This is a genomic window from Dysgonomonas sp. GY75, from assembly GCF_015234155.1.
Lineage (GTDB): Bacteria > Bacteroidota > Bacteroidia > Bacteroidales > Dysgonomonadaceae > Dysgonomonas > Dysgonomonas gadei.
On record NZ_JADCLQ010000036.1, the window covers coordinates 94,242 to 107,997 of the forward strand.

A 13,756-nucleotide genomic window follows, 5' to 3' on the forward strand; every position below is an offset into this window, starting at 1 on the left:
TCAAACAACCTCTTGTTTTACCTCTTTACGGTTTTTCAACATCCTGTAGATAATGGGTACGACATACATATTTAATAAAGTAGATGTCAATAGCCCCCCGAGTATAACTTTTGCCATCGGGCTTTGTATCTCATTCCCCGGAAGGTCTCCCTGAATAGCCAATGGAATAAGGGCTAAGCCCGAACATAGAGCAGTCATCAATATTGGGTTCAGACGATCGAGGGATCCTTGCAGGATACTCTTATTCACAGAATATCCATGATTACCCAAATCATTATAATGCGCCATCAGCAGAATACCATTTCGTGTCGCAATGCCAAACAACGCTATAAATCCGATAATGGCAGGAATACTAATTTCACCCGAAGTGAATAAAATGGCATATACTCCTCCAATGAGAGCCAATGGCAGATTAAGAAGTATTACTGCCGATTGAGTTACATTCCTAAATTGATTGAACAACAATAAGAATATAATCATAATAGCAAAGACAGACACAATAAGCAATATCCTCGATGCAGCCTGCTCACTCTCAAACTGTCCGCCGTACTCGATATGATAACCCTCCGGCAACGTAATTTCTCCGTCGATCTTTTCCCTGATATCATTAACTACACTACGTAAATCGCGATCGGCAACATTGGCAGAAACAACAATCTTACGCTGTGCATTTTCACGGTTTACCGTGTTGGGGCCTGTGGATGAAGTTATCACCGCGACATACTCGAAAGGTATTTTCTTATCACCGGCATCTATCATCAGGTTCCGTATTTTGTCCGCCTGATCTTTGTAATTATCCGATGCCTTCAATGTCAGGTCGAAGCTTTTACCATCCCTGTAAACTTGCGATACAACTTCCCCGGACAACATCACTGTTACAAAATCGGAGAATTGGGGCAATGTAATTCCGTATTTTGCCAGCATCTCCCGCTTTGGGGTTATCTTCAATTGCGGACGCTCTACCTGTTGTTCTACATTCAGGTCGGCAACCCCCTCGATACTTTCTATCGAAGATTTGATTTCATTACCTAACGAATACAACTTATTCAGGTCCGTACCAAACAACTTAATCGCAATATTGGCTTTAGTACCCGAAAGCATATGATCGATACGGTGCGATATAGGCTGCCCGATTTCGACACTGATACCAGGAATAGCATTCAGTTTTTCGCGAAGTTCGGCTAACATATCTTCCTGAGAACGGTCTTTGAGCATAAACGGGGCTTCTATCTCGGATGTATTTACACCGAATGAATGTTCGTCAAGTTCTGCCCGGCCTGTCTTACGGCCTACTGTCTGTATCTCGGGAACGCTAAGCATAGCCTGTTCGGCCATAATTCCTACTCTGTCCGATTCTTCCAGCGATATGCCGGGTAAGGTATTTATCGTAACAGTAAATGAACCTTCATTGAACGGAGGTAAAAAGTTACGTCCGAACGTAAAGAATATAATAATGGCAGAGACTAACAATACTCCTGTCACACCAAGAACGATCTTCTGTTTTTCCAAAGCCCAATGCAGACTTTTTTCATATACAGCTTTTAATTTAACCACAAAGACAGGTTCTTTCTCTTCCTTATTCTTCTTGTTGTTACCCAACAGATAACTACATAATACGGGAGTCACTGTAAGAGCGACAACGGTAGAGGCAAACAAGGCCACAATAAAGGCAATACCCAGTGGAACAAGCATACGCCCTTCCATCCCGCTAAGGAAAAACAACGGGATAAAACTGGTAACAATAATCAGTGTGGAATTCAATATCGGCATGCGGACTTCTTTCGAGGCCTCGAAAACAACCGTTAGTACAGAAAGTTGTTCCTCTTTCGGTTTCTGCCTGTTTTCGCGCAGATGTTTGAATACATTTTCCACATCGATAATAGCATCATCTACCAGAGAACCGATAGCAATAGCCATCCCTCCCAGACTCATCGTATTTATTGTCAGTCCCATTAGTTTCAGGGCTAGAATAGACGTGAGTAGCGACAAAGGCAAAGCCATCAGGGAGATGAATGTAGTACGACCGTTCATCAGGAATATAAACAAAATAATAACTACAAATATCGCTCCTTCATACAGCGATTTCTGTACATTATTTATCGAGTTGTTTATAAATCGTTCCTGACGAAATATATCCGTGGATATCTTTATATCAGCAGGAATATTCTTCTGTAATTCGGCAAGTGAAACATCCAGTTTTTCAGACAGTTCTATTGTATTGGTATTCGGTTGTTTAGTGACAGTTATCAATACGGCAGGTTTTGTCTTTTCCGAAGCTATCCCTAATTTTGGGGTCTTCGCTCCTATCTTTATTTCGGCCACATCACTGATCAGAATAGGGCTTTCACCGACCTTTTTCACTACAGCCTTCCCTAATTCCCCTACATCTGCGCTTTGCAGTACACCCCTTACAATATATTCATTTCCATATTCATACAAGATGCCTCCGGACGCATTCTGATTCATATTGCGTGTTACCTGCAATACTTCATCCAGTGTTATGCCATAGTGCTTCATTCGTCCCGGATCGAAGAGTATCTGATACTCTTCTATATCGCCGCCTATTACCGTAACCTGAGCTACACCACCTGTAGATAAAAGCCGTGGGCGGATTGTCCAGTCAGCGATAGTACGTAAATCGAGTAATGAAGTAGAGTCGGAAGTAAGGCCGATAATCATTACTTCCCCAAGTATTGAAGATTGGGGCCCCAAAGTAGGTTGGCCTATATTTTCGGGCAGGGCATCGCCCAAAGCTGTCAGTTTTTCGGTAACGATCTGACGGGCCTTATATATATCGGTCCCCCAATCAAACTCAACCCAGACCACTGAAAATCCGGTAGTAGAAGACGACCGTACACGACGCACATCTGTAGCTCCGTTTACAGCCGTTTCTATAGGAAAAGAAACCAGGCGTTCCACTTCTTCGGGAGCCATTCCGTTTGCTTCGGTCATTATCACCACGGTAGGCGCATTCAGATCGGGAAATACATCTATTTCCATATTCTTTGCGGTATAGAACCCGCCGATAAGCAGGAGCACCGCGCCAATCAACACCACAAGACGGTTGTTGAGAGAGAATTGTATTATTTTATTCAACATTGTCTATTCCTCCCATCTTTAGTGTTCATGGGCATGAGGTATAGCCGCTGAAGCCGATGCCAGTTTAATATGATATGCACCTTTACTTACAACCTTATCTCCCGCCTTTAATCCCGAAAGTATTTCTACAAGACTTCCGTCATTTGTTCCTATCCTGACTTCCTGCTTTTTGTAAGCATCGGGATGAATCTGCAAATAGACGAAATAGATACCTTGCTCCTCTGTAAGAGAAGAAACCGGGATTGCCATAACATTTTCCCTCGGTTGTGCCAACAGGTAAACTTCCACATAAGAACCGGAAACAACCTGCCCTACATTATCAAACTCAAAATTAGCCGGTAGATAATACTCCTGACTGTTTGTCGAGCGACCATACGAGACAATGCGACCGTTCAGATCTGAAAGACGGTATACGGTATTATCATACGAAGTTTTGAAGTTAGCGGATGTTATGCTTCCCAGATCTTTATAATAGCGCTCCGACACATCGGCCCGAAGTTGCAACTTCCTGTTTTGTGTCACAATCATTAATGGTTGGCCTACATCCACATATTGACCCTCAGTTACCAGTTTGCTTTTTACAAACCCGTTGATAGGCGAAGATATACTAATACCTCTTGCTGTAGAACGCTGGCCTATGGCCTGATATGATACTTTTGCATTCTCATAATTCAGCTTTATCTCGTTGTATTCTTTTTGCGAAATCAGTTTATCCCCGATCAGGGATTCTGCACGTTGGTACTCGCGTTGAGCTATATCGTAGGCTGTTTTCGCTTTTATGGAAGGGTCTCCATCGACAAGGTTTTTCGAAGAGATGCTAACCAGAGATTCGCCTCCTTTTACAGCTGCGCCCTCATTCAGCGATGCTTTATTAAAAGATACGATACCGCTCGAAGTTGCAGAAACAGTTACTTCATCGCCTTGTGCCGATAATATCTGGCCACTGGTCTTTATCACCTGATGAAACTTGTCAGGCTTTACTGCATATACCTCTAAGCCCGCTTGTTTTGCTTGTTCGGGTGTAAATAATATTTCATCACCATGAGACTGTTCTTCTTTTCCATGATCGTGATCGCATTCTTCACCCTCGGCATGCTTATGATCTGCCTCTTGTTCATGGTCATGATCGCACTCCTCGCCTTCTGCATGGTTATGTCCCTCTTGCGATTCGGATGTATGATTATGTCCTGCGTGATCGTCTGTTTTAGGTTTGGAATTGCAACTCCATGATATCGCCAACAGACAGGCGAAATAAATAATATATTTTTTCATTATTCTTATTTCTTAGATTTTTTGCCACAACAAAGAGTGAGGAAATCCCGCCCTCTTCACAATGACATAGATAAAGTTTCTATAAAATATTAACCTAAAAAATAAGATACGGGAGGAGCACGCAGGCTTTTTATTGAACCTACGAACGGTGGAATATAGTTTTCTAAATAAGGTTTTTGTTCTAATCGCTGTCCGAATTCGGGAACTTCAAGATAAAGTTCACTCAGTGGATTTATTGTAAACAGTAACGACAGACAATTAGCGCAAGGTAGTATATCGTCATGAAGATCATTATTCTGTCGAAGGACAATTTCCTTCAGATTACAATCTTCTGATGCCGAATGGTGGTGATGTTTATGTTCACAACAAGTGTTCCCCACATTATCATGTTGACCAGAACAATTATGTTGGTGAACGATTTCCTCCAGAGAGAAACAAACAGCACCATCGTGATGGGAATGAGGTAAAACTGTATGCGCCAATAAAAATATATTGGCAAGCATCAATAAAGACAAAGTGATCAGTCGTTTTACCTTTTTCATATCACAAAGATATGATTTTTTCTTAAAAAGCCCGGCACTTATCCGCTTCATTAATCGGAAAATAGCATCGGATTATGATCTTTCAGATAAAATTCGATTTTCTGAGCTGTTACATCCTTCAGTAATACCCGCTTCTCCTTATCCAAAAGATAAAGTGTAGGTATGGCTTTCAGGTCATAGACCTTTTTATTCAATACAGTCTGGTTCTTATCATAACCATTTACCCATGATACAGGAATATCTTTCAGATGATTTTGCCAAATACTTAAGTCTGCATCAGGATAGAAAGTCAATACTTTAAGCCCGCCCGATTCGTGTATCTTATTTATAATGGGGGATTGCTTCAAATAAGCTATATTTTCGGCACAGGTATGGCAATCGGGATTGTAGAACATCAACAATGTATATCCTGCTTCTAATCTGTGGAGTGTTCCCGTTTTCCCCGAACCCAGGGTATAGGTAATATCAGCAGCTATCTGCCCAGGCCTGTTTTTCTCCATCATTTCCAGTTTGAATCTGACTTTCTCTTTTTCGACATCCCCTGTTGCCGAATCAGCCATTACGTATTTAGCCACCGGAATATAATATTCTTCGTTACGCATGAAGGAATTAGGATCATACAGATACTTCTCGAAGTTTTTAGTAAAGAAAAAATACATCTCCGGTGTTTTCTGATGTTCAGCCTTATCTAATAAAGCCGCTATAGATTGCTCGGCAATATTCTTATCTGCTATCGGAAGAATCTGGACATAGTTTGCCAGAGCCTGTTCGGTAATGTCAGGCAGATGAATATATGTTGTATCTGAGAAATCGAAGTTATCCCAATAATGGGCAATTAGAAAATTGGCTCTGTCGACAGGCGTCGTCAGCTCTTTCGGTACCTCCGGTAGTTCCAGTGCCGTTCTCTCCTCTACCCCCGTTTCCTGTGCAGATACGTTATTCTGAAAAGGCTTACTGTTACTACATGAATAAAGCCCGAGTGCGGCGACAACCACTATCCGTATAAAGTATTTCATATTCTATATCAATTAAATATCAGTAAAGATAATATTTTAACATTTTATATTAAAACAAAAAAGAACAGCAATAGTTTCATTCTCTTCGTTTTTCGTATTATGTCAGACACCTTCAAAATAACAGGATATAAAGACAAAATGGACAGGGAATAAACTCCGGGAATATAATGAGTATTGAGTAGAGAGCAGTATTTACTTCACCGAATTTGAAACAGTTTCTTAACCGGTTCTAGATAATCTCCAGACAAATAATCCCTATCTTTGATTCAAAAATACGACCTAATAAAAAACAATATGAAAAAAATCTTAGTCCTATTATTATCTGTTATAATACTCACTCCATCCTGTAGCAACGAATCGGAAAATGAGTTCTCGCCATTGGTAGACGGCCAAGATGAACAGAAGACAGAAACTTATGTATTTAGCGGTATCAAGTATTCCTTCCGGGAAGGCGACGGAGTAGAGGAATCTCTATATACAGCTCCTTCTGTGGTATTTACAAATAAGACTGCCTCTGAAATGACTGTTTCCTCTGTAAATCCGGTTTGTGAAGACCTGAAACAGAAGTCCCAATTTATACCTGAGAACAAGCCAGAACAGAATATAGAGATAAACGATTCTATAACAATCGGAATACCATACAGCGTAGATTCTGACACGTTTGAGAAAGAGAAATGGTTTACTGTCAGCGGCAATACCGAATGGAAATATTCGGAGTTACCGGAGGAATCGGCAGATACAACTAAGATTGCAGATAAACTGACAGTACCATCATTCAAAAGCCTGAAAGTGGACAGGACTTTCAAGAAGCGTGTAGTACAGACATCTTACATCGCTACGTTCGTAGGCAAAGAGACAGGCAAAGTAGTTGAAGTCTCTGGAAAATGGAAAGGTGTTGGATATTCCACATTCTCAGTAAAACTTAATGAATTGGAGATTGAATAAAGCCGCACGATATTGATATGCCAGATAAAAAAGAGTACCACCAACGTGGCACTCTTTTCTTCTTTATTATATTCAGATTGATCAGTCTTCCTCTTTCTGACTTGACTCGTACTCTTTCAACAGCTTGTCCTGAACATCAGACGGCACAAGTTCATAACTTGCAAACTTCATTGTAAACGAAGCCCGGCCTCCGGTCAGTGAACTAAGCGAAATGGAATAGTTAGCCATTTCTTTCAGCGGCACTTTAGCATTCAGTATCTCTATACCCCTGTCACTTTCCATTCCCATAATCATGGCACGGCGGTTCTGGAGGTCTCCCATCACATCCCCCATCCTATCCGATGGAACAGTTACTGTCACATCATAGATCGGTTCAAGGATTTTCGGACCTGCATTCTTAAATGCTTCGCTAAACGCATTTCGTCCGGCAAGCATGAATGAAATTTCATTCGAATCTACCGGGTGCATCTTTCCATCATAAACAATCACACGAACATCACGCGCGTATGAGCCGGTAAGAGGCCCCTGCTCCAGACGCGACATCACACCTTTCAATATAGCCGGCAGGAAGCGCGCGTCGATAGCGCCTCCGACAATACTACTGACAAAGACAAGCTTGCCACCCCAATCGAGATCGTAAGTCTGCACATCTCGTGACTGCACCTTAAATTCCTGTCCGTTAAACTTATACGTTTCCGGCAATGGCATACCATCCACATATGGCTCTACGATCAAATGCACTTCTCCGAACTGTCCGGCACCACCCGACTGCTTCTTATGACGGTAATCCGCGCGTGCGGACTTTGTTATGGTTTCACGATACGGAATCTTAGGTTCGGAATAAACAATGCCTATCTTATCGTTATTTTCTATTCTCCATTTCAATGTTTTCAGGTGAAATTCACCTTGTCCGGATACGATAAGCTGCTTCAGCTCCTTCGAGTTTTCAATCATCCATGTAGGGTCTTCCTCATGCATACGTTGCAACACCTCGTTCATCTTCTCCGTATCTTTCTCATTTTCAGCCTTTATAGCGCGACGATATTTAGGGTCCGGATATTTTATGAAATTAAACTTATTATCTGTGCCTTTTGCATTTAAAGTATTACCTGTACGTACATCTTTGAGCTTCACTGCTGCCCCGATATCTCCGGCTACCAGCTCTTCTATTTTTGTACGCTGCTGTCCGGCCGGACAGAAAATCTGGCCGATACGTTCTTTCGAACCTCTGTCGGCATTTATCAGGTCGTCTCCTTCATGTACTTTACCGCTCATTACCTTAAAGTAAGAAACTTCTCCTACATGCGGCTCAACCATTGTTTTAAAGAAGAACAGGCTGGCCGGTGCTTCCGAATCGGGCTTCACTTCCACTCCTTCTGTATTCACAGGGGCAGGCTGGTCGCGCACGTAAGGTACTACATTACCAAGGAATTCCATTGTACGGCGCACACACATATCTTTTTCTGCAGATACGCAGAATACCGGGAACAAATCCCTGTTTACCAACCCCCAACGTATACCCATACGCATCTCGTCTTCGGTCAGCGTGCCTTGTTCAAAGAATTTCTCCATCAGGGACTCTTCGTTTTCCGCAGCTGCCTCTATCAGTTTTTGCTGCAATTCGGCTGCCTTATCTAATTCTTCGGCAGGTATATCGAGAACCTCCGGAACACCACCTTCAGGCTTCCATCGGAACATTTTAAATTTCAAAACATCAACAACAGCATTGAAACCTTCCCCACAATTGACCGGGTATTGTACCAATACAGCCTTTTCGCCATAATCGGCTTTAAGTTGAGAAACCACATTTTCAAAGTCTGCCTTTGGATGATCTAGTTGGTTGACAATAAAAATCACCGGTTTCTTAAATTTTTGAGTATATCTCAATTGGTTTATGGTACCTACTTCCATACCATACTGGGCATTCAGCACCATCAGTGCTGTATCTGTAACATTTAACGAAGTAACTACATTTCCGACAAAATCATCTGATCCCGGACAATCAATAAAGTTAAGTTTTCTATTCATCCATTCCACAGAGAAAATGCTGGAAAAAACGGAATATCCGTATTCTTTTTCCACGGGGAAATAGTCCGAGACAGTATTTCCGTCCTTAACACTTCCTCTGCGTTTTATGACACCCGCTTCGTAGAGCATGGCTTCGGCGAGAGTGGTTTTGCCCGCTCCCGAACTACCAAGAATAGCTATGTTCTTGATTTCTTGTGTTTGGTAAGTTCTCATGGCTAAAAATGTTTTACATGGTTAATATTATTATACCTTTTACCAAAATAGCCTCATTTTGAGGCGATATTTCCAAAATTAGTGAAATGTTTTGAGGATATTATCATTTTTAGTATGCTAAATATCATAACATGTTAAAAAATATCTATTCTTCATCCCGTTTTCATATCTATGCTTACTACTATCCAAGATAAAAAGATGAAAATCAATATAAATAACTACTCTTCGAGATAATTTTATGCCCTTAAAAGGCAACAAAGGTTACACTATTTCACTCATTTGCTAATATGCTAATCTACAAATTTACGAATCAATCTTTCAAAGAACTACAAGCTAACAGCTAAAGGCTACCAACTCCAACTATATAGATAAAACTTTTCTCATGAGTCACTCTCTATAAAGCATTATTTGCAAGGAATCACAGAAAAGGCAGCTATCATCTGGCAGAACAATTAAAAATATTTTTTAAAATAATTATTTAATCATTTGATTAAATCGATAATTAAATATACATTTGCATCATAACAATAATAATTTACTTATGGAAAAAGATATATCGACAGAAGAAAGAATAAAGGAAGCTGCCCGAAAAGTGTTTCAGGAAAAAGGATACGGACAAGCGCGAACACGTGATATAGCCGATGAAGCCGGTATAAATCTGGCATTACTAAATTATTATTTCCGCAGCAAAGAGAAACTGTTCGATATAATAATGGAAGAAAGTATGCAACAAATGTTCGGACTGATAGTTGGCGTTGTCAATAATGAAAGCATCGGACTCTCTCAGAAAATAGACTTGATTGCAAACCGTTATGTAGATTCTCTTTTAGAAAATCCCAATTTACCATTATTTGTATTAAGTGAAATACAAGCCAATCCAAAGAAGCTGATAGAAAAAATCGGGATTTCAGAGAATCTCATAAAAAATAATTACTTCTACAAGCAGATACAGGAACAGATGGATAAGAAAGGAATAAAAGGGATTGCTCCGCTTCAAATCTTTATAAACATCGTATCAATGACTGTGTTCCCAATTGTAGGCAAACCCTTATTGATAAGTATACATAGTCCGATGACTGAAGATGATTATACAAACTTTATCAATGAGCGCCGGAAACTTGTTCCACAATGGATAAAAATGATGTTGAAAATAGACGAATAATTACTGGAATTATGAAAAAATACCTGTTACTTTTTTTATTTTCAATCCCATCCCTGGCTTTCCCTCAAGCAACTCTCCCGCTAGAGGTTTGTCATCAGAAAGCAAAAGCAAACTATCCGCTTATCAGACGGTATGAGCTGATAGAGAAATCGAAAGAATATAATCTATCGAATGCAGGGAAGGGATATCTGCCTCAGTTCTCATTGTCGGCAAAAGCATCTTATCAGTCGGAAGTAACCAAAATACCAATTTCCGTTCCGGGGATAGATATCAAAGGGTTAAGCAAAGACCAGTATTCTGCAACGATAGATATTACCCAGACTATCTGGGACGGAGGAGCAATAGGCTCAAAAAAAGAGATAACCAATGCAAATGCCGATGTAGAGAAAAAGCAACTGGATGTAGACCTATATACAATAAACGACAGGGTCAATCAATTATATTTTGGCATCTTATTACTCGATGCCAGAATAAAACAAAATGACCTCTTACAGGATGAATTGCAGCGAAATTACAACCTGATTTCGTCCTATATTCAAAATGGGATAGCCAATCAGGCCGATCTGGATGCTATTAAAGTAGAGCAGTTGAAAACTGTGCAAAACAAAACACAGTTGCTATCGAACAGAAAGTCTTATCTGGATATGCTAGCGCTGTTAATCGGAGAGAATCTGGATAAAAGTACCACATTACAAAAACCGGAGGGGAAAGACCTGATAATTGCATCAGAAGTGAATCGCCCTGAACTGGAGCTTTTCGATGCACAACTCAACAGCCTTGAAACACAAAAAAGATCAATCAAAACAAGCTATATGCCAAAGCTGGGTTTATTCCTTACGGGAGGTTATGGCAAACCGGGATTGAATATGCTGGATAATGATTTCTCTCCCTATTATATCGGGGGAGTCCGTTTGTCATGGAACTTTGGAAGCCTTTATACTCAAAAAAACGATAAAAAGCTGATAGAAATTAATCAGGATAACGTTCTTACTCAGCGTGAGACTTTTCTTTTCAATACAAATCTGGAAACTACCCAAGAACAACAGGAGATAGAAAAGAACCGGGATTTATTGAAGTACGATGATGAAATAATCTCGCTCCGCAACAGTGTAAAACGGGCAGCAGAGGCTAAGGTCGCCAACGGAACACTGACTGTTACCGACCTGATGCGCGAAATAAATAATGAGGATCTGGCTAAGCAAGATAAAATGCAACACGAAATAGAACTGCTGTTATCTATATACAATCTGAAATATACAACAAATAACTAATCGCATGAATACAATAAAAAATATACTTTACTTCAGTTTTGTCATCCTTTTATCAGCTTGTGGCAGGGGTAATGGCGACTATGATGCATCAGGCGTATTTGAAACAACCGAAGTAATTGTCTCTGCCGAAGCGAACGGAAAAATAATGCAGTTTGATATTACAGAAGGCCATCTCCTCGATGCAGGGAGGGAAATAGGTTATATAGACACTGTACAGCTATATCTGAAAAAGATGCAGCTGCTGGCCAATATGAAATCGGTAAAAACCCGTTATACAGATGTACCTCGCCAGATAGCAGCCACGAAACAACAAATAGCTACTCAAAGAAATGAACTCAAACGTTTCGAGAATCTGGTAAAGTCCAATGCCGCCAATCAGAAACAAGTAGATGACATCAATGCTCAGATACTGGTATTGGAAAGGCAGCTGGCTGCACAAACCGAGACTTTGGAAAACTCTAACAGAGGAGTATCCGAAGAAAGTACAGGGCTGGATATACAGATTGCTCAATTGAACGACCAATTACAAAAATCAATTATTACAAGCCCGATAAAGGGAACTGTGCTATCCAAATACGCAGAACAGGGAGAACTGGCAACCCAAGGCAGAGTCCTATTCAAGATTGCCGATATGGATAATATGTTTCTGCGGGCATATATCACCTCCGGTCAGCTTACCGAAGTAAAAATAGGGCAACAGGTCAGGGTATTCGCCGACTTCGGAGAAAAAGACATGAAAGAGTACGCAGGCACAATTACATGGATATCGGATAAATCGGAATTCACTCCAAAAACCATTCAGACCCGGGACGAACGCGCCAATCTGGTCTATGCGGTAAAAATAGCCGTAAAGAACGATGGTTACCTCAAAAAAGGGATGTATGGAGAGTTGAAACTGAACTAAAACCAGCATAATCCTGAGATCCTGAATTGACATATAAGGATACCGGTTTCATCGGGAAATAGCATCTGTTTGTCGATTTTTCATTGCCTGTAAACTATAGCGGACATATTTTTATATCGGGAACTAATAAAACATATTCTTACGGAAAGATGCTTTAAAGATAAGCATCCGTTTAAAAGAAGAAGTTGTGGAATCTTGAAATTTTATTGCATATGTTGAATAATCTTATTGGTGCTGATGCCGGATTAGTATGGCAATTACTCTGCGAAAGGGGTATGATGACAATTGATGACATAGAAAAAATAACAGGTTACAGGCAGATGTATGTATATCTCACCCTCGGCTGGCTTTCGAGGGAAAATAAGATTCATTATCTGGAAAAGAATGACATTCTGTATGTCGAGTTAGTAACTGTTTAAATTTTAGAGGTATTCTACTATGCGTTATTTTGAGATAGCTTTTTAGAAGCAGTTTGAGTTATAACGGAGATTTGACTATTATAAGCGTAGTGTTTCGGTGTAGCCGACAGAAGGAGGGCCATAACACGAAGCTTCTGCCACTTACCTCTAAACTGTTAAAATTCTGCATAAATAGAAATCCTGTTTATCTATATTGCAAAAACATTATGGCAAAGTACAACACAGAATTGACAGAAAAGATTGTAAGCCTGCTTGAAGACGAGTTTTTCACCGTGTCGCAGGTATGTAAGGCAACAGGCATCAGCCGTGAGACATATTATTGCTGGATGAATACCAGAGGCGATTTCCGCAGTGAAGTGGAACAGGCGGTAGCGCGCCGCGAAGCCGAACTGATGACGATGGTGCATGCTTCGCTGAAAAAGAAACTTGAAGGCTATTACACCACGGTAGAAAAAGACATCTATGTCCCCGATGGATATACAGGCGAACTTGTTTTCAAGCAAAAGACTGTTACGAAGAAGGAATGCCCGCCCGATCTGCGTACGATAAAGATGCTGCTTGACAGACAGGATAAGAGCCGGCAAGGAGAGGAGAAGTCCGCTAAAGAATGCGTAATGAAGAGTAAACCCGAAACTCTGAAGAAAAGAGTAGAACCTGAAGAAGAAATTATCCTGAATCCGGCGGAAGAAATATTGGGAACCTGCGCGGAGGGCATCACTGAGTTTCCCCCGAAAAACGGACATACAAAAAAGGATATGCAAGTACTTACATCTTCACAGAAAAGAAAGGCCGAACACAAAAAGAAGAAAAATAAGGCCCTGCGGGCAGTTATAAGTGATGAGTTTTAAGTAATAAGCGCTAACGCGCCACGACTGTTAACTGATG

At 40.7% G+C, this 13,756-nt stretch carries 11 protein-coding genes; 6 read left to right on the forward strand and 5 right to left on the reverse strand.

Annotation, left to right across the window (positions count from 1 at the left end; translation table 11 throughout):
• The 4 genes from IR083_RS12895 to IR083_RS12910 form a co-directional block, all read right to left on the reverse strand.
• A complete protein-coding gene (locus tag IR083_RS12895; RefSeq protein ID WP_194224622.1) occupies window positions 1-3,099 on the reverse strand; it encodes an efflux RND transporter permease subunit in 3,099 nt (1,032 codons plus the stop codon).
• Window positions 3,100-3,117: 18 nt separating this feature from the next.
• Window positions 3,118-4,371 carry an efflux RND transporter periplasmic adaptor subunit gene (locus IR083_RS12900; RefSeq protein WP_194224623.1) on the reverse strand — a complete coding sequence of 418 codons (1,254 nt, stop codon included), beginning with the start codon at window positions 4,369-4,371 and terminating at the stop codon, window positions 3,118-3,120.
• A gap of 89 nt (window positions 4,372-4,460) precedes the next feature.
• Window positions 4,461-4,913: a DUF6769 family protein gene (locus IR083_RS12905; protein WP_242052409.1), complete on the reverse strand. Its 453-nt coding sequence runs from the start codon at window positions 4,911-4,913 to the stop codon at window positions 4,461-4,463.
• A 50-nt stretch (window positions 4,914-4,963) separates the two neighbouring features.
• Complete coding sequence (locus IR083_RS12910) at window positions 4,964-5,929, reverse strand: DUF5106 domain-containing protein (protein WP_194224625.1); 966 nt, start codon at window positions 5,927-5,929, stop codon at window positions 4,964-4,966.
• 294 nt (window positions 5,930-6,223) lie between these two features.
• Here IR083_RS12910 and IR083_RS12915 point away from each other — a divergent pair, with 294 nt between their 5' ends.
• A complete protein-coding gene (locus IR083_RS12915; RefSeq protein ID WP_194224626.1) occupies window positions 6,224-6,874 on the forward strand; it encodes a hypothetical protein in 651 nt (216 codons plus the stop codon).
• An 81-nt stretch (window positions 6,875-6,955) separates the two neighbouring features.
• Here the strand turns inward: IR083_RS12915 and IR083_RS12920 are convergent, their stop codons facing one another.
• On the reverse strand, window positions 6,956-9,115 hold the full coding sequence (locus IR083_RS12920) for an elongation factor G (RefSeq protein ID WP_194224627.1): 2,160 nt from the start codon (window positions 9,113-9,115) through the stop codon (window positions 6,956-6,958).
• Between the two features lie 541 nt (window positions 9,116-9,656).
• Here IR083_RS12920 and IR083_RS12925 point away from each other — a divergent pair.
• From IR083_RS12925 to IR083_RS12945, 5 genes are all read left to right on the forward strand, one after another.
• Window positions 9,657-10,277 carry a TetR/AcrR family transcriptional regulator gene (locus IR083_RS12925; RefSeq protein ID WP_194224628.1) on the forward strand — a complete coding sequence of 207 codons (621 nt, stop codon included), beginning with the start codon at window positions 9,657-9,659 and terminating at the stop codon, window positions 10,275-10,277.
• Between the two features lie 11 nt (window positions 10,278-10,288).
• Entirely contained in the window at window positions 10,289-11,548 is a 1,260-nt protein-coding gene (locus IR083_RS12930; protein WP_194224629.1) for a TolC family protein, read from the forward strand.
• A 4-nt stretch (window positions 11,549-11,552) separates the two neighbouring features.
• Window positions 11,553-12,452, forward strand: coding sequence for an HlyD family secretion protein (locus tag IR083_RS12935; RefSeq protein WP_194224630.1), 900 nt, complete (start codon window positions 11,553-11,555; stop codon window positions 12,450-12,452).
• A 212-nt stretch (window positions 12,453-12,664) separates the two neighbouring features.
• The gene (locus IR083_RS12940) at window positions 12,665-12,871 is read left to right on the forward strand and encodes a winged helix-turn-helix domain-containing protein (RefSeq protein ID WP_006799666.1); all 207 of its coding nucleotides are present in this window, start codon (window positions 12,665-12,667) and stop codon (window positions 12,869-12,871) included.
• A 206-nt stretch (window positions 12,872-13,077) separates the two neighbouring features.
• Window positions 13,078-13,719, forward strand: a complete 642-nt coding sequence (locus IR083_RS12945) for a helix-turn-helix transcriptional regulator (protein ID WP_194224631.1) — start codon at window positions 13,078-13,080, stop codon at window positions 13,717-13,719.
• Window positions 13,720-13,756 lie beyond the last annotated feature (37 nt).